General features: G+C 45.0%; 21 protein-coding genes. 20 read left to right on the forward strand and 1 reads right to left on the reverse strand.

The window, feature by feature from the left end:
* Positions 1 to 16 precede the first annotated feature (16 nt).
* The 18 genes from BLW60_RS03575 to BLW60_RS03660 all read left to right on the forward strand — a co-directional run bounded on the left by BLW60_RS03575 (position 17) and on the right by BLW60_RS03660 (position 14,339).
* Positions 17 to 880, forward strand: a complete 864-nt coding sequence (locus tag BLW60_RS03575; RefSeq protein ID WP_074714521.1) for a PSP1 domain-containing protein — start codon at positions 17 to 19, stop codon at positions 878 to 880.
* Positions 881 to 882: 2 nt separating this feature from the next.
* Positions 883 to 1,506, forward strand: a complete 624-nt coding sequence (locus BLW60_RS03580; protein WP_074714522.1) for an epoxyqueuosine reductase QueH — start codon at positions 883 to 885, stop codon at positions 1,504 to 1,506.
* 213 nt (positions 1,507 to 1,719) lie between these two features.
* The gene (locus BLW60_RS03585) at positions 1,720 to 2,184 is read left to right on the forward strand and encodes a GNAT family N-acetyltransferase (protein WP_074714523.1); all 465 of its coding nucleotides are present in this window, start codon (positions 1,720 to 1,722) and stop codon (positions 2,182 to 2,184) included.
* Positions 2,185 to 2,358: 174 nt separating this feature from the next.
* Positions 2,359 to 2,589 (forward strand): hypothetical protein, encoded by a 231-nt coding sequence (locus BLW60_RS03590; protein WP_074714524.1) that lies wholly within the window; start codon positions 2,359 to 2,361, stop codon positions 2,587 to 2,589.
* Positions 2,590 to 2,611: 22 nt separating this feature from the next.
* Complete coding sequence (ybaK, locus tag BLW60_RS03595; protein ID WP_074714525.1) at positions 2,612 to 3,088, forward strand: Cys-tRNA(Pro) deacylase; 477 nt, start codon at positions 2,612 to 2,614, stop codon at positions 3,086 to 3,088.
* Positions 3,089 to 3,121: 33 nt separating this feature from the next.
* Positions 3,122 to 4,906: a sensor domain-containing diguanylate cyclase gene (locus BLW60_RS03600; RefSeq protein ID WP_074714526.1), complete on the forward strand. Its 1,785-nt coding sequence runs from the start codon at positions 3,122 to 3,124 to the stop codon at positions 4,904 to 4,906.
* Between the two features lie 132 nt (positions 4,907 to 5,038).
* Entirely contained in the window at positions 5,039 to 5,566 is a 528-nt protein-coding gene (locus BLW60_RS03605) for a hypothetical protein (protein WP_074714527.1), read from the forward strand.
* A gap of 212 nt (positions 5,567 to 5,778) precedes the next feature.
* On the forward strand, positions 5,779 to 6,204 hold the full coding sequence (locus BLW60_RS03610; protein WP_074714528.1) for an Hsp20/alpha crystallin family protein: 426 nt from the start codon (positions 5,779 to 5,781) through the stop codon (positions 6,202 to 6,204).
* A 331-nt stretch (positions 6,205 to 6,535) separates the two neighbouring features.
* On the forward strand, positions 6,536 to 7,357 hold the full coding sequence (locus BLW60_RS03615; protein ID WP_175460878.1) for an HAD family hydrolase: 822 nt from the start codon (positions 6,536 to 6,538) through the stop codon (positions 7,355 to 7,357).
* A gap of 156 nt (positions 7,358 to 7,513) precedes the next feature.
* A complete protein-coding gene (gene iorA / locus BLW60_RS03620; protein WP_074714530.1) occupies positions 7,514 to 9,244 on the forward strand; it encodes an indolepyruvate ferredoxin oxidoreductase subunit alpha in 1,731 nt (576 codons plus the stop codon).
* Positions 9,245 to 9,358: 114 nt separating this feature from the next.
* Positions 9,359 to 9,586 (forward strand): hypothetical protein, encoded by a 228-nt coding sequence (locus BLW60_RS03625; RefSeq protein WP_074714531.1) that lies wholly within the window; start codon positions 9,359 to 9,361, stop codon positions 9,584 to 9,586.
* A complete protein-coding gene (locus tag BLW60_RS03630) occupies positions 9,564 to 9,959 on the forward strand; it encodes a hypothetical protein (RefSeq protein ID WP_074714532.1) in 396 nt (131 codons plus the stop codon). Before BLW60_RS03625 ends, BLW60_RS03630 begins: the two co-directional genes overlap by 23 nt.
* A gap of 27 nt (positions 9,960 to 9,986) precedes the next feature.
* The gene (locus BLW60_RS03635) at positions 9,987 to 10,937 is read left to right on the forward strand and encodes a hypothetical protein (protein WP_074714533.1); all 951 of its coding nucleotides are present in this window, start codon (positions 9,987 to 9,989) and stop codon (positions 10,935 to 10,937) included.
* A 28-nt stretch (positions 10,938 to 10,965) separates the two neighbouring features.
* Positions 10,966 to 11,541 carry an indolepyruvate oxidoreductase subunit beta gene (locus BLW60_RS03640; protein WP_074714534.1) on the forward strand — a complete coding sequence of 192 codons (576 nt, stop codon included), beginning with the start codon at positions 10,966 to 10,968 and terminating at the stop codon, positions 11,539 to 11,541.
* Positions 11,542 to 11,696: 155 nt separating this feature from the next.
* Entirely contained in the window at positions 11,697 to 13,004 is a 1,308-nt protein-coding gene (locus BLW60_RS03645; RefSeq protein WP_074714535.1) for a phenylacetate--CoA ligase family protein, read from the forward strand.
* Positions 13,005 to 13,071: 67 nt separating this feature from the next.
* Positions 13,072 to 13,296: a hypothetical protein gene (locus tag BLW60_RS03650; RefSeq protein ID WP_072951881.1), complete on the forward strand. Its 225-nt coding sequence runs from the start codon at positions 13,072 to 13,074 to the stop codon at positions 13,294 to 13,296.
* A 49-nt stretch (positions 13,297 to 13,345) separates the two neighbouring features.
* Positions 13,346 to 13,780, forward strand: coding sequence for an amino acid-binding protein (locus tag BLW60_RS03655; RefSeq protein WP_074714536.1), 435 nt, complete (start codon positions 13,346 to 13,348; stop codon positions 13,778 to 13,780).
* A gap of 124 nt (positions 13,781 to 13,904) precedes the next feature.
* Entirely contained in the window at positions 13,905 to 14,339 is a 435-nt protein-coding gene (locus BLW60_RS03660; RefSeq protein WP_074714537.1) for a zinc ribbon domain-containing protein, read from the forward strand.
* On the opposite strand, the gene BLW60_RS03665 is transcribed toward BLW60_RS03660, so the two are convergent.
* A complete protein-coding gene (locus BLW60_RS03665) occupies positions 14,340 to 14,756 on the reverse strand; it encodes a putative ABC transporter permease (protein WP_074714538.1) in 417 nt (138 codons plus the stop codon).
* 72 nt (positions 14,757 to 14,828) lie between these two features.
* On the opposite strand from BLW60_RS03665, the gene malQ reads away from it, so the two are divergent.
* Positions 14,829 to 16,301, forward strand: coding sequence for a 4-alpha-glucanotransferase (gene malQ, locus BLW60_RS03670; protein WP_074714539.1), 1,473 nt, complete (start codon positions 14,829 to 14,831; stop codon positions 16,299 to 16,301).
* A gap of 347 nt (positions 16,302 to 16,648) precedes the next feature.
* Positions 16,649 to 17,143 carry a hypothetical protein gene (locus tag BLW60_RS03675; RefSeq protein ID WP_074714540.1) on the forward strand — a complete coding sequence of 165 codons (495 nt, stop codon included), beginning with the start codon at positions 16,649 to 16,651 and terminating at the stop codon, positions 17,141 to 17,143.
* Positions 17,144 to 17,339: the final 196 nt, after the last annotated feature.

Raw genomic sequence — 17,339 nt, forward strand, 5'->3', positions numbered from 1 at the left:
TAGATAGGAGCTTTCTATGAAAGAAATAGTCGGAGTACGCTTTAAAAGTGTAGGAAAAATATATTACTTCTCACCGGGAGATATAACTGCTCAGGTGGGAGATCATGTTATAGTCGAAACAGTCCGCGGAGTTGAGTGCGGAGAGGTAGTTATCGCAAATCGTCAGATAGAGGACGAGATGATATCGTCACCGCTGAAACCCATAATCAGACTTGCAGACGACAACGACATGAAAGTTGTTGAAAAGAATAAACAGCGTGAAAAGGACGCTTTCAAGATATGCGAGGAGAAGATAGCATTCCGCAAGCTCAGCATGAAGCTTGTAGATGTTGAGTGTACATTCGACAACAATAAGCTTCTCTTCTATTTTACAGCCGAGAACCGTGTAGACTTCCGTGAGCTTGTAAAAGACCTTGCGGCTGTATTCAGAACAAGGATCGAGCTCCGTCAGATAGGTGTCAGAGATGAAGCGAAGATACTTGGCGGACTGGGCATATGCGGCAGAGAATTCTGCTGTAAGGGATATATGGGCGATTTCCAGCCTGTATCCATAAAAATGGCTAAGGAGCAGGGACTTTCCCTTAATCCTACAAAGATATCGGGTACCTGCGGCAGACTTATGTGCTGCCTCAAGAACGAGCAGAACGCTTATGAGGAGCTTCTGAAAATAACTCCTAAGATAGGAGCTATCGTAGTTACTCCCGACGGCGACAAGGGCAAGGTGGAGGACGTTAACCTTATTACAGGAAAGCTCCGCGTAAAGACTGAAAAGTCGGAAGTGCCCGTAACTCTTGACAGAAGCGAGGTAAAGCTTCTTAAAGACGTTGAGATAAGAGTCAACCGTGAGGAGCTCAAGGCTCTTAAAAATCTTGAGGAATAATAATGGATAAGCAGCCTAAGACCAATTACGGTCTGCTTCTGGATAAGAAGCTTGCAGAGCTTGAAAAGAGCGGCGAAAAGCCGTCGCTGCTGCTTCATGCCTGCTGTGCGCCGTGCAGCAGCCATACTCTTACGGTACTGGAGAAATACTTCCGTATAACGCTGTATTTCTGTAATCCCAACATAGCTCCCGAGGAGGAGTTCGCTTTCAGATATGAAGAACTGAAAAGGCTGGTCAGGGAAATGGGACTTGATATCCCTATCATAGAAGAGCCTTATGACTCCGCACCTTTTTATGAGCTGGCAAAGGGACTTGAAGATCTTCCCGAGCGCGGAGAACGCTGTAGAAAGTGTATAGAGTACCGTCTGAGAATGGCAGGAAATAAGGCTGAGGAGCTGGGCTGTGACTTCTTCACGACCACTCTTACCATAAGCCCGCATAAGGACTGCACTTTCATAAACGAGTGCGGAGCGCGTTTGCAGGAAGAGTGCGGAGTGCCTTATCTGTTTTCTGATTTCAAGAAGCATGAGGGCTATAAGCACTCGATCGAGCTGTCAAAGCAGTATAACTTATACAGGCAGAATTACTGCGGCTGCGTCTTTAGCAAGAGAGCCGTTAGCCTGTAGGAACGGCGTTTTGCCGCTAAAGCAAAAATGTTCCGTAAGCGATGTTCAGCTCACATTTATGATAAATGTGAGCGAGCTTGCGAGCGACAACGTGGATAGGGGGCGCAGACACTGCGCTGTAGGGACGACCATTGGTCGTTAAACATTGAATGAATTTTTGGGCTGCCTTTGGCAGCCCGTGTCATATATACAGGCTGTAGGGGTAGAGATAGTATGAAAAGCTTTTATGTGTACAAAATGGAATACACAGGAGAGTGTGTAACGGCTGATAATGTGAAGCTGCTGCCGTTCAGCGATAAATACTACAGTCAGTATGAGCGCGTATACAATGAATGTTTCTATGATATGCGCAGGGCACTGGATATCGAGCCGTATAACTTCCTGTGTGATATTCGGCAGCTTAACGGTAAAAAGGAAAATATCTTCCTGCTCATAGAGGGTGAAACTATCATAGGCAGTGTGGGCTGCTTCGGTGCGGAAATAGATGACCTGATAGTGAATAAAAAGTATCGGGGAAAAGGCTTCGGAAAGCGGCTGCTCATATGGGCGATAGGGCATATCAGAGAATATACAGTTGAACCTATAACGCTCCATGTGGCTGAGTGGAATAAAAAAGCGGTGGGATTATACACGCAAAACGGCTTTGTGATAAAAAGCAGGGAGCTTATAAGCCGTTAAAGTATGACGTGCATTATGCTTTTTGTAAAAGGGCTGAAATGAGCCGTTTTTCAATGGAAAACCGTTGAATATTACAAAGATCAATCTTGAATTCTATGTTTTGAATAAAAAACAGAACACATATTTGTTGACTATTGAGGGCGGATAGTATCCGCCTGTATAAGAGGTGAACAGATGATAGATAAATTTACTTTTCAGCTTATTCTTTGCGGTATCGGCGACATACTGATATGGTTTGGGATATATTTCCTTTGTGCGAAAGCGCATATCCGAAGAGCAGAGGAAAACAATGAAGAACCCGATCTGAAAAGATTAAGGATATGTTTTATCGTTTCATGGCTGATAATTCATTCTTTTTTTGTGTGGCTCGGTATTGAGGTGACTAAATGGGGCGGACCGGATTAATAAAGTTTCAGGAGTGAAGATAATGGGAAAAGAACTAAAAACCAACGCAATGCGTTTTCTTGACAAGAGCAAGATAGATTATACCGTGCAGACCTATGAATGTGAGGAATTCATTGACGGTATACATACTGCCGAAAAGCTCGGACAGCCTCTTGAAGAGACCTTCAAGACACTTGTGGCTCAGGGAAAGAGCGGAAACTATTTCTGCTTCCTTATACCCGTAGCACTGGAGCTGGATATGAAAAAGGCTGCAAAGAGCGTGGGAGAGAAGTCCGTGGAGCTTATCCACGTAAAGGACATAACCAAAATAACGGGATATGTCCGCGGCGGCTGCACTCCTATCGGCATGAAAAAGCAGTTTATGACAGTGATACATAACAGTGCGGAAAATCTGCCGCTGTTTTACATAAGCGGCGGCCGCATAGGCACTCAGATACACCTTTCGCCGCAGGAGCTTGTAAAGGCTATACGCGGTAAATTTGAAGATATTATTCTTTGATATTTCTGATATAGTTATGGAAGGAGGCGGCATATGAACAGTGAGCTTATCGGTGAGGAGCTTTACAGCGTGGGCAGAGTTGTTGTGGATAAAAGCCTGCACACTCAGAGCGGCGATGAAGCTTTTTTCACTTTTTTCGGAAATGACGTTACCTATTCCATAAGGCGTACCATTGACGATGACGACTTTCCGAGACTTATGGAGTGTATAGAAAAGGTGTCTGTGGGCGAAGTCCGCAGGACTGTCATACGCATGAAAGGAATAAACGGAGAATACCGCTGGATACTGGCGGCTGTAAGGCTTTTCGGAGCAGGTGAAGCAGAGCCTCTTTACTCCATAACGTTCAGTGATGTGCTTTCTCTTGAGTCACTGGCATACAGCCGCGAGAGCAAGTCCGCGGAATATCGGAATGTACTTAGCCTTATCTCAGACCTTGCCTTTGAATACAGCTTCGAGACAAAGCGAATACGCATATATATGTTCGAGTGCTTCCGTGAGATAGTCCTCCTTGACGAGGAGCTTGAAAAATGGCGCAGTGACGCCATAGAAGCAGGCTATATCCTGACAAGATACATCGAGACATTCAATGCTCTTTGCAGGGATATCAGGAACGGAGTCTACCGCTTCGACCATGAGCTGGAAACCTCGATGTTCACTGAGGGAAAGACTCGTGAGACCTGCCTTTTCAGAGGCATAACCCGTTACGATATGCCTGATGCGAAAAAGGTCAGCGGTATAATCTCTGTTGTGAATTCGCGCAGCAAGACCAAGGACATAAACCTTGCGCTTGAAGCGAATAAAGACTCGCTTTCCTCACTGCTCAACAAACGTGCGGTCACTTCCTTTGCTCAGGAGATACTTGCGGAAAAGCCTTCGTATACCGTTGATCTTGTGATACTTGATATCGACAATTTCACGGACATCAATAACGGCTACGGACATCTTTTCGGAGATGAAGTCATATACAAGGTAGCTTCCATAATAAGGTCTGCCATAGGTTCACGGGGTATAGCAGGAAGAATAAGCGGAAGCGGCTTCCTTATCGTGCTTGAAAATACCCGTGACGAGGAGGACCTGCGAGGGATACTCCGCGCAATAAGGACTAATACCGAGTTTGCTTTTGCGGACAGGTCGGAAAAGATACACCTTACCTGCTCAATGGGTGTGGCTGCATATCCCGTGGACAGCGAAAGCTATGACGAGCTTTTCATGCAGGCGGATAAAGCTTTGTATATCGCCAAGGAAAAGGGACAGAACCGCTATGTCATCTATGATATCAATAAGCATGGTCCTGTGGAAAAGGATATGGAGAACAAGATAGCTTTCCTCAGCGGTAAGGGCGAAGCTTCCGAAAAGCTTGGCTTTGTAAGCGGACTTGCGGAAAATCTCGTGCTGGGCAGGATACCTGATATATCGGTGCTTCTGGAGCAGGTGCGCTCGCAGTTCGGCATAGATGATATATGCGTATTCTCGGGCAGCGATATGGGACTTATGCTCAGCTGCGGAAATGCCCCATCGAAAAATGCATCATATCTCCTTGAAAACAATTATACCGACCGCTTCTCGGGTGACGGCATATTCGTCATCGACAATGTGAACGAGCTTGAAGGACGCGATGACAACGCTTTTGCGAAGCTTACCGAGCAGAATATCGGCGGTGCAGTTCAGTACCTTATGACAGAGGAAAGCATGATAAAGGGCATGATATCTTTCTGCTATATTGGACGCTTCAAAAAATGGTCGGTGGCGGATATAAATTATTTTGCAGTCATAGGCAGAACTATATCCGCTCTTCTCAAAAAACAGGCGTATATCTGAGTTGTATTGGATATTACTTACTAAAAACGTACAACTCAATTGTGCAAGCATACAAAGTTTTGCCGAAAGTGCAACGAAATGGCTTCCTGAACGTACTTATATAGTAGAAATACTTTTTATAGGGGTGATACCATGGAACGTACATTAACTGCATTTTCGGCAATTATTCTTCTCATAGGCTGCTGCACAGGCTGCGGCAGGAACGTAAAGACTTCAAAAATAAAGATCCCCGATATAGCTTTTTTGTATTACAAAAGCTCCGAGGCGGGGCTGTCAGGCAAATTCTGTGTCAAAAACGGCAATTGCTACAGTGTATTGTCCAATGAGGTCAATTATTTGAAACCTGATGAGCTTATGGAACAATTTTCAGAGGGAAGTCTGGAAAAGGATATAAAGCTGTTAAAGACCTTTGATAAGGACGAGCTTGAAAAGATGTACATCAAGTTTGCAGAGGCTTTGGATAAGGACGATATCGGACTTGTCCTTCCTGAGGCAATGCCTGCTGTGGAAGCTCCGACAATGGCGTGGTATGGGGTGTATTACGATGAGAATGGCTGTGCTGAAAAAATATGCATACACGAAAATAAGTGTATGACAGGCATAAATTCGGGAAATAATGACATAAACGACGTTTACAGGTGGCTTTCTGATAAACTGTAAAGAAGAAATTAGCACTCTCATACAGAGAGTGCTAATTTTCATTATACTTTCACAAAGCTGTGATATTTCTTTCAAAAAACGGCAGTATCATATAGACAATGAAACGAAAGGAAGCGATACCAATGGAAAGTGCATATAATGAGGTAAACTGCATAGGATAAATATGAGGCTTGTCAGACGGACAGGCAAATAAATATTTGGAGGTATGGATCATGTATGGACTTACACCTTTCGGCGGCACAGGCTTTGGTCTGTGGGACGCATTCAATGACTTTGACAAAGACTTCTTCGGCAGCAAAATGCCGCTGAACAACTGTCGTACCGATATCCGTGATGACGGAGACAAGTACGTTATGGAGTCGGAGCTCCCGGGCTTCGACAAGGAAGATATCAAGCTCGATATCAACGGCTCGCAGCTTACTATAGCAGCTGAGCATACTGAAAAAAATGATGAAAAGGACGACAAGGGCAATTATATCCGCCGCGAGCGCACATTCGGCTCGTACAAGAGAAGCTTCAACATCGGAGATGTAAATACTGACGCTGTAAGCGCAGAGTACAAGAATGGCATACTCACCATTGAGCTCCCGAAGAAAGCTCCCGAAGCTCCTGTCACAAAGAGACTCGAGATCAAGTAAGGGAAACCTGCCATAATATAACACACACTTTGAGCCATGAAGGACCATAACCCTTCATGGCTCTTTTTTTGTTAGTGATCAGTAATTAGTGCTTAGTGATCAGTAGGGGAGCCCGCCCTCGGGCTCCCGACTGTGATGATGCGCATATTTGGGGAGGGCTGCTCACTAAACGCCGTGCTCTGCACGGCGTTTATGCATGATTAACATTCGGGAGAGCTCAATTCCGTCGGAATGTACAAATCGAATGGTTTGTACAAATAAAATCTTCACTTTTAAGTTGAAATATGTTATAATACATTTATGAGTATCTATCGGAGGTGAACAGCAAAAATTGAAAAGGCTCTACATCACAGACCTTGACGGTACGCTGCTTGATCCCAATGGAAAAATTACCGAAAAAACAGCAGATATACTGAACAGGCTCACGGCTGAGGGTATGCATCTCACCTTTGCCACAGCAAGGTCGGTATATTCCGCAAAGCCCATAACATCGGCTGTAAATATCAATGTTCCGTGTATACTCATGAACGGTGTCAGCATATACGACCTGAAAGGCGACTGCTATATCAAAAACGAGTACATACCCGTAAGTACTTCGGCACAGATAACGGAAGCCTTTAAAAAAGCAGGGGCGGAATGTTTCATGTACCGCTTCAATAACGGGGTGCTGACCTGTTATTATACCGAGATAACCAGCCGCGTGATGAAGGCTTTTGCAGAGGTGAGGAAAAACAACTACAACAAGCCCTATGTGCAGTGCAGCTCGCTGCTTGAAGCTGCCGATGATATGACGATATATTATACGGCACTGACCGACTATGAGAAGCTAATTCCCGTAAAGGAAGCTATCGACAGCATGGAAGATGCAGACTGCGCATTTTATAAGGACACCTACACGGGGAAGTGGTTTTTAGAAGCGTTTTCTGCAAAAGCATCAAAGTCTAACGGTATACGCTTCCTGCGTGAGAGGTACGGCTTTGATGAAGTAGTGGCGTTCGGTGACAATCTCAATGACCTGCCAATGTTCGAGCAGGCTGATATAAAAATTGCAGTAGGCAATGCAAGAGAAGAGGTAAAGGCTGCCGCAGACCATATCATCGGTACTAACGATGAGGACGGCGTTGCACGGTGGCTGCGTGATGAATTAAGTTGAGAGTTGAAAGTTGAGAATTGAGAGTTAATGTGTTCGCTGCGCTCACATTATTTGAATAATGCCGCCGCAGGCGGCACCATAACTGTCAACTCTAAACTCTCCACTCTCAACTGACATAGATATGATAATCTTTAACATGAAAGGAAAATACATAAAATGAAGAAATTAATGCTTGGAAACGAAGCTTTTGCAAGAGGCTTATATGAGGCAGGATGTCGCGTCGTATCAAGCTATCCGGGTACTCCTTCAACTGAGATAACCGAAGAAGTAGCTAAGTACGACGAAGTTTACGCAGAATGGGCACCTAATGAAAAGGTCGCTATGGAAACAGCTCTCGGAGCTTCTATAGCAGGTGCAAGAAGCTTCTGCGGAATGAAGCACGTTGGCCTCAACGTTGCCGCTGACCCGCTCTATACAGCAGGTTATACAGGCGTTAACGCAGGTATGGTCATCGCAGTAGCTGACGATCAGGGTATGCATTCATCACAGAATGAGCAGGACAGCCGCCACCACGCTATCGCTTCAAAGGTCCCGATGCTCGAGCCCTCAGACTCTACAGAATGTAAGGAGTTCGTCAAGCTTGCTTTTGAGCTTTCAGAGCAGTTTGACGCACCGTTTATAGTAAGAATGTCCACAAGAGTTGCTCACTCACAGAGCATCGTTGAAATGGAGGAGCGCAACGACCTTCCTCTCAAGGACTATGAAAAGACACCGAGCAAGTTCGTTATGATGCCTGCTTACGCAAAGGGCAGACACGTATTCGTTGAGGAGAGAACAAAGAAGCTCATCGAGTATTCCGAGACAACTCCTCTCAACAGAGTCGAGATATCAGACAAGGCTGAATTCGGCGTTATCACAAACGGCGCAGCTTATCAGTATGTCAAGGAAGCTCTCGGCGACAAGGCTTCCGTACTCAAACTCGGTATGGTAAATCCTCTCCCTGTAAAGCTCATTCAGGACTTCGCTAAGAAGTACGAGCAGGTATACGTTATCGAAGAGCTTGACGGCATTATCGAAGAGCACTGCCGCAACATCGGCGTGAACAACGTAAAGGGCAAGGAGATATTCGGCTATATCGGCGAGCTTCCTCAGTCTGTTATCGCAGAGAAGCTTCTCGGCGAGAAGAAGGATTACGCTGAGCTTGACGAGAATATCCCTGTACGTCCTCCTGTAATGTGCGCAGGATGTCCTCACAGAGGTCTGTTCTACTGCTTAAAGAAGCTTGGCGTTACAGTATCGGGCGATATCGGCTGCTACACTCTCGGAGCTGCTGCACCACTCAACGCTATTGATACAACTATCTGTATGGGTGCTTCTATTTCGGGACTCCACGGCTTCAACAAGGCAAGAGGAACTGAGTCCGAGCACAAGACAGTTGCAGTTATCGGTGATTCCACATTCATGCACAGCGGTATGACAGGTCTTGTAAATATCGCTTACAATAATTCAAATTCTACAGTTATCATTCTTGATAACTCTATCACAGGTATGACAGGTCATCAGCAGAACCCGACCACAGGCAAGAACCTCAAGGGCGATCCTGCTGCGGCTGTAAATCTTGAAGAGCTTTGCAAGGCTATCGGTATCAAGCGTGTCCGCGTTACTGATCCGTATAAGCTTGCCGAGACAGAGGCTGCTATCAAGGAAGAGCTTGCTGCTGACGAGGCTTCAGTTATTATTTCCCGCCGTCCATGCGCACTTCTCAAGTACGTTAAGCACAATCCGCCTGTAAAGGTGAACCATGACAAGTGCGTAGGCTGCAAGCAGTGTATGAAGCTGGGATGTCCTGCTATCTCAATGCGTGATGGCAAGGCTGTAGTTGACCATACTCTCTGCGTAGGCTGCGGCATCTGTCAGGAACAGTGCAAGATCGGAGCTATTGAATAATTAGAACTAAGAACTAAGAACTTAGAACTAAGATCTAAGAACTGAGTAGGGAATGACGTTCCTGAGATACAAACAACATTACATTTTAAATGCACTAACTAATGAGGTATTACTATGAAAGTAAGAAAAATAAACTGTCCCTACTGCAATATTATGATGAAGTACATAGGAACAAAACGTATACAGCTCGGTAAAAGCGGCTTGATATTCGAGCATCTCGACCAATGGGCATCGGGAGCTCTTACAGTAAGCATATACGAGTGTCCCGAGTGTGCAAAGCTTGAGTTTTTCAGATTTAAGAAAACAAAGAGGAAAAAAGATGATACAGTTACCAATATATGAGGAGTTCGCACGTTGGCTGGACGACCTTTTTGAAAATAACGATATGCCCGAGGAGACTAAGGCTTTCTGCTTTAATCTCTATGAAGAGTCCGATGAGGACCATATTTACGGAGCACAGCTCATAGCCGCAGGGGAGTTTGATCCCGATGACAAGGACGGCGAATGGGCTTGCGAAGAAGTGTGGAGCAGCGGAGAGAATATCTTTACTGTTGATACCTCAGATGAGGACGATACAGGGTGGAATCATGCGCTTGAGCTGTTTAAGGAAATGGCTGAAGAATACATGAAAAACGGTAAATACTCAGGAATTATCAAGGGGGCAAAGGGTGCTGCCATCGGTTTTGTTGACGGCGAACTTGAAATGTTATCCTGAGTGATGATGATTGGGAGGATATGAAAAATGGATGATTTAATGGGTGGTATCGGAAATTCCAACGGAATGGACGATATAGGTGATATGCAAAAGCTTGCTCAGCAGGCAGCTGAGGAAGCTGATAAGGCAGCTGCGCAGACTGCTCAGCAGTCTACAGGCTACAGCAATGCGCAGAGCGGCTACGGACAGCAGTCCACAGGCTACAGCAATGCGCAGAGCGGCTACGGACAGCAGTCCACAGGCTACAGCAACGCGCAGAACAGCTACGGACAGCAGTCCACAGGCTACAGCAAGACGCAGAACAGCTACGGACAGCAGTCCACAGGCTACAGCAACGCGCAGAACAGCTACGGACAGCGGTCCACAGGCTACGGCAATACGCAGAGCGGCTACGGACAGCAGTCCTCAAACTACAACAGCTATGACACAAGGAGCGGCTATCCTGCATCGGATACGGTGTACGGCAGCTACGGTAATGAATCAAAGCTCATGCCTATAGTTAAAGGTGTACTGGGAGCGCTGCTTGGAGCTATCCCCGGTATCATACTTATAATCCTTGTGGCAAGAATGGGCTTTATCGCTTCGATCTGCGGAGCTGTAATGGCTGTATGTATCTTCTTCGGATATAATCTGTTTACTAAGAACAGCGGACTGGAGGAGAAAACAGGTCTTATAATCTGTGCTGTCGTAATGATATTTGCAATTTATTTTGCAGTTCGTACATCATGGTGCCTGGAAATATCATCGTTCCTGCAAAAGGATCTCGGACTGAAACCGGGAGAAGTAGACAGCGAGATATTGCAGGAGTTTTTAGGCATAAGAGATGTTACTTTTTCCGAGATCTCATCAGACTTCGGAAATTTGCTGGAAAAATGTGAATGCAAGGGCAAATTTATCACCTCGCTGCTTGAAAATATTGCTTTTGCGGCACTTGGCGGCTTCGGAACATTTACTAAATTCGGCAATGTAAAAATATAATCAATAATCTTTTAAGGAGTAATATAAAATGGAAACAAAATCTATTATGATCGTAGGTGTCGGCGGACAGGGTTCGCTGCTCGCTTCGAGACTTCTGGGAAATGTGCTTCTTGCACAGGGCTATGACGTAAAGGTCAGCGAGGTACACGGAATGTCGCAGAGAGGCGGCTCGGTCGTAACATACGTAAAATACGGTGATAAGGTATACTCACCTGTAATAGAAAAGGGTGAGGCTGATGCAGTTATCTCATTTGAGCTTCTTGAAGCTGCAAGATGCCTGCCTTACCTCAAAAAAGGCGGAAAGCTCATAACTTCCACACAGCAGATAGACCCTATGCCTGTTATCACAGGTGCTGCACAGTATCCTGAGAATCTCGTTGAAAAGCTCAAAGCAGCAGGTGCAGAGATCGTTGCAGTCGATGCACTTTCACTGGCTGAACAGGCAGGTACTGCAAAGGCTTCAAACGTAGTCCTCATGGGCGTGCTTGCTTCACGTATGGACTATCCCGATGAGCTCTGGCAGAAGGCACTTGAACAGTGTGTACCGCCTAAGTTCCTTGAACTCAACAAGAAGGCTTTCGAGCTTGGCAAGAACGCTCAGTGATCAGAGCTAAGAACTAAGAACTAAGAGCTAAGAAAGCAGTAATTATAGTAGGGGCGGATATTATCCACTCCTACATTAAAAGCTAAGAGCTAAGAAAAATAAATCTTAGATCTGAGATCTGAGATCTTAGATCTGAAAAAAGGAGTAGAAGTCCAATGGAAAAGTATTGGAACAAAGAGATCGAATGTGCATCGCTGGAAGATATGAAGAAACTTCAGGACGAGCGACTTGTTGCACAGGTAAAGCACGTTTACGAAAACGTTAAGTATTACCGTGATCTTATGGACGAAAAGGGCGTAAAGCCTGAGGACATCAAGGGAACTGAGGATCTTCACAAGCTGCCGTTCCTCAGCAAGGCAGACCTCAGAGAGGCTTATCCTTACGGACTCCTTGCAAAGCCCCTCAGCGAATGTGTAAGGATACACTCCACAAGCGGTACCACAGGCAAGCGCGTCGTTGCTTTCTATACTCAGAACGACGTTGATATGTGGGAGGACTGCTGTGCGAGAGCTATTACAGCAGCAGGCGGCACTAACGAGGACGTAGTTCAGGTAGCATACGGCTACGGTCTGTTCACAGGCGGTATGGGACTCCACGGCGGCTCACACAAGGTAGGCTGTCTTACCCTGCCTATGAGTTCAGGCAATACAGAGCGTCAGATACAGTTCATGCGCGACCTCAATGCGACTATACTTTGCTGTACTCCGTCATATGCGGCATATCTCGGCGAAACTGTCCGCGATATGGGACTTACTCCCGACGATCTTAACCTCAAGGCAGGTATCTTCGGCGCCGAGCCGTGGACTGAGGAAATGCGCCGCAGTATCGAGCAGTCACTGGGTATCAAGGCTTACGACATCTTCGGACTTACAGAGTCGAGCGGTCCCGGTGTTGCATTTGAATGTTCAGAGCAGACAGGTATGCACATCAATGAGGACAACTTTATCCCTGAGATAATTGATCCCGAGACAGGAGAGGTACTCCCCGAGGGTGAGGTCGGTGAGCTTGTATTCACAAGCATAACAAAGGAAGCATTTCCGCTTCTCCGTTACCGTACACGCGATCTCTGCAAGCTCAGCAGAAAGAAGTGCTCATGCGGACGTACTCTCATAAAAATGGCTAAGCCTATGGGCAGAAGCGATGATATGATGATAATCCGCGGAGTTAACGTATTCCCGTCACAGATAGAAACAGTTCTCATTGAACAGGGCTATTCACCTAACTACCTCATCGAAGTAGACCGTGTAAACAATACCGATACTCTCGATATCAGCGTAGAGATGAATCCCAATCAGTTCTCAGATAAGGTTAAGGATATGCAGAAGCAGGAGCGCGATCTGGCAGTTGCCATTAAGACAATGCTGGGTATCAATCCTAAGGTACACCTTGTTTCACCTAAATCTATCACAAGAAGTGAAGGCAAGGCTGTAAGAGTTATTGATAAGCGCAAGCTTCATGATTGATTGTTTAGAGCAGGGGTATTGAGCTCCTGTGATATAAATTTCCAACTATTTTAAGGAGGTTTCATTTATGAAAATCAAAATTTTTTCCACAAATTATATGCCGGAGCAGGAGAAGTATCAGCGATTTGCTGCTTTTGAGAATGAGCTTAATCAGTTTATCTCTACAGTTAAGGTAATAGACATGAAGTTTTGTTCATCATCGGGACTTTGCCACGATGCACAGACCCATGTAAATGAGTATATCGACGAACATTCCGTTCTCGTTATGTATGAGGATCTTCCAAAGGCATGATTCTTCCTGCTGACGCAGTAAAATACAAACCACAAAGGAGGGAGATCATATGTCAAATGTAAGACAGATCTCGGTTTTTGTAGATAATAAGCCTAATCAGGCAGCAGGTGTCATGAGGATAATCAAGGAGAGCGGAATAAATCTCAGAGCTCTCAGTCTTGCTGATACTGCTGATTTCGGCATAATCAGACTCATCGCCAATGACACGGAAAAGACAGTGGATATTCTTAGAGCGGCTTCATATGCAGTAAATGTAACAGAGGTGCTGGCAATATCCATACCTGATTCTCCCGGACAGCTCAGCCGCGTGCTTGATGTGCTCGGTCAGGATAATGTTAACGTTGAGTATATGTACTCGTTCCTCGGTACTTCGGACAGGGCTGTATCCTTCGTTATCCGTGTTGATGACAATGCTCAGGCTTCAGAAGCACTGAACAGAGCAGGTATTATTCAGCTTACCGAAAATGATATAGCTGAAATGTGAGTATTGCACAAAAAGCGAGCCTGCACTTAAATTTATTATGAAAACACTTGACATAATTCCTGTTGTTGTTGTATAATAAAAATGCAATATTTAACGAGAAAATATTGAACAGGAGTGATTTAAGATGGGAATTCTCGATAAATTTAATGATGCAAGCAGGGGTGTATCTGAAAAGGCTAAAAATATCTCAGAAGCAAGCAACCTCAAAAGAAAGATCCTTTATGAGGAAGAGCGTATAGTTGAGATCTTTACTGATATCGGAAAGAAGTACTATAAAAATCAGGGTGAAGATCCGGCAGCTCTTAAAGTTCTTTGCGATGATATAGATACAAGACGCAGAAGGATCAAGAAGATGAGATATGAGCTTAACGGTATCAGAGGATATAAGATATGTCCTAAGTGTGATGCCGAAGTCAATGAACGTTTTCAGTTCTGTGGCCGATGCGGTGCAAGACTTCCTGATATTGATGATGACGATTTCATGTCGCTTGAATCCAACGACTACTATACAGAAAGCAGCAACAATTTCTTTGATGCTGATTCTAATAAGAACTATTGATCACATGGGCTGTTCTGAGACTATCGGAACAGCCTTTTTGTTACAAAACTGACGGCTTATGCGCTTGCACAGCCTGTTTGCCGGGATACAAAGTACGAACCAGAACGCCGAAAAGGGGATACATATCTGTCCGAGAAAATTAAATGGCATATCCGAGTAATCCCATACGTTCCAGTGCATAATAACATTGTCGAATATCCCTACAGTAAGCTCTATGGCGGTTATCATAAATGTACCGATGATACAGCTGCGTATGAGCGTCATGGTGCGGCGGCTGTTTATTGCATAGAGTATGGTAAGTACCATACCGCCCGTCAGCGACATTGTCCAGTGAGTGTAGCCGCGCATGACTATTTCTATAAGACTGTAGCAGAAATAGCCCATAAGAAATGAAAATAACAGCTGTGAAAGCTTCATACCTATCAACTCCTTTTGGTTTTAGTATGGCGTTTTTGCAGGGCTTTATACAGGAAAGAGAGTTGAATAAATATGAGAAAAAGCTGTATACTTATGCATATATCAAGTCTGCCGTCGGATTACGGTATAGGCAAAATGGGAAAGGCTGCCTTTGCCTTTGTGGATTTTCTGAAGTCCGCCGAGGTCAAATGCTGGCAGATACTGCCCCTTTCACCTACAAGCTATGGCGACTCGCCGTACCAGTCTTTTTCGGTAAAGGCAGGTAATCCATACTTCATAGACTTTGAAGTGCTTGAGTGTGACGGACTTCTTGAGCATCATGAGTACGCTTCCTTTGAATGGGGAAGTGACCCCGAAAAGGTGGATTACAGCCTTTTGTATGACCATTGCTATGATGTGCTGAGGATAGCGTTCAACAGGTTCAAGCCTGCAAAAGCACAGGGATATAAGGAGTTCTGCGATGCCAACAAGAAGTGGCTCGATGAATATGCACTGTTCATGGCATTGAAATTCCGCTATGACGGCAAGCCGTGGTATGAGTGGGACAGCGATATCTCCATGCATAAGCCAAAGGCTGTTGCAGCTGCTAAAAAGGAGCTGAAAAAGGACATCGCTTTTTATAAGTTCATACAGTATGAGTTCAACAGGCAGTGGAGCGAACTGAAAAAATACGCAAACACCAACGGTATCGAGATAATCGGAGATATCCCTATATACTGCGCTCTGGACAGCGTTGAGGCGTGGGCGACACCTAAGCTTTTTCAGTTTGACAGAAAGCGTCGTCCCGTAGCTGTTGCAGGCTGTCCGCCTGATGATTTCTCACCGCTGGGTCAGCTTTGGGGAAATCCGCTTTACAACTGGGACTACCATAAAAAGACGGGATATGAGTGGTGGATAGACCGTATCAAAGCGGCTTCCGAGCTTTACGACATCGTAAGGATAGACCATTTCCGCGGCTTTGAGAGCTATTACAGCATACCATTCGGCAACGAGGACGCTACTGTAGGCGAGTGGGAAAAAGGTCCGAATTACGAGCTTTTCAGACTTGCTGAGGAAAAGCTGGGCAAGCTGAATATCATTGCTGAGGACTTGGGCTTTATTACTCCCGAGGTCAGGGAGATGCTGGATAACTGCGGCTACCCCGGAATGAAGGTGTTGCAGTTCGGCTTCAGCGGCGGAGATAATGAGTATCTGCCACATAATTACAGCAGTACCAATTATTTCGCCTACACAGGTACTCACGATAACGAGACACTCATCGGCTGGGTGGATACTCTTGATAAGAAGTCACTGAAATTCGCCAAGCAGTATCTCTGCGTAAAGAAGAAAAAGGAGATACCTGCGGCAGTTATACGCGCTGCATGGGGAAGTGTTGCTGAGGTCGCAGCTGCACAGATACAGGATTTCCTCGACAGTCCAAAAGAGGGAAGAATGAATACGCCGTCTACTCTCGGCGGAAACTGGCAGTTCCGCACAAGCAAGGCGGACTTTACACCTGAGCTTGCGAAGAAGATCCGTAAACTCAACAGGCTTTATAACAGATAAAAGCGGACAATATTAAAGATAATACAGATATAGTTCAGCCCCGAGGCTTTGCCTCGGGGCTTGTTCATTTTGAACATTAGCCAATTGTATGGAACGCCGACCTCGGCGTTCCGCTAAGCTGTAGTGAGGTGCGCTGCGTTTTGTTGAAAGGGCAGATGGTATCCGCCCTTTCAATGGGACGTCGAGGACGCCGTCACCTACAAACTAACAACTAACCACTTATTAGTGACGAATGTCACTGAGAAAGTGACGAATGACATCTTCCAAAACTTCGTTTTATGCAGTATAATCATAATAACAAAGGAGAGAAAAAAGATATTGCGTAATGATTTTAAGGAGATGATCTTATGACAAAAAATGGTCAGATTTTTAAGTGGATATGCTTTGGCGGTATCGGCGTATATCTTGCCCACTGTGTCCATATTGCGGCAGATGACAAACTTCGTGCGCCGCTGTGGCATTACCTTGGACTCGGCTATACTTCTTCATTTGGAGTTATCCTTGTCCTTGCCATATTCGGACTTATAACTCTTGCAATTTCACACCATATCAAAAAGCGTAAAGTCACAGGTTTGCAGCCTATCTCCGGAAAATATACCATATCGTTCATAGTATCATACATACCATATGTTCTTCTTTTATTATACAGCCTTTATTGCAGCAAGTTCGGTTTCACTTTCTTTACAACGTCATACGGCTGGGAAGGCTTCTACAGCGCATTTATTATAATGGGATTTGTATTCTGTGTTATTCCCGTTTTGCCGTTCTGCATCTTCTGGCAGATACTGTATATAGTTAAGTGGGTCCGCAGCAGAAAAGCAAAGCAGGAAAAACATACCTGATCTGCTGAAAAAGTGTTTCAATAGCATTGATTTCAGTAATTTAGTGACAAATGTCACTATCAAAATAACAAAAAAGCCTTTAAATGTTCATATTTATAGTGTATAATTGTAATATCAGCTTTCTTCACTCATGATTTTTATGGTTGATTTGAGTTGTACTTTTACGCACAAACATTCAAGAGAGATGGACAAAAAT

Origin of the sequence: Ruminococcus flavefaciens (assembly GCF_900108555.1) — a bacterium.
GTDB lineage: Bacteria > Bacillota > Clostridia > Oscillospirales > Ruminococcaceae > Ruminococcus > Ruminococcus flavefaciens_P.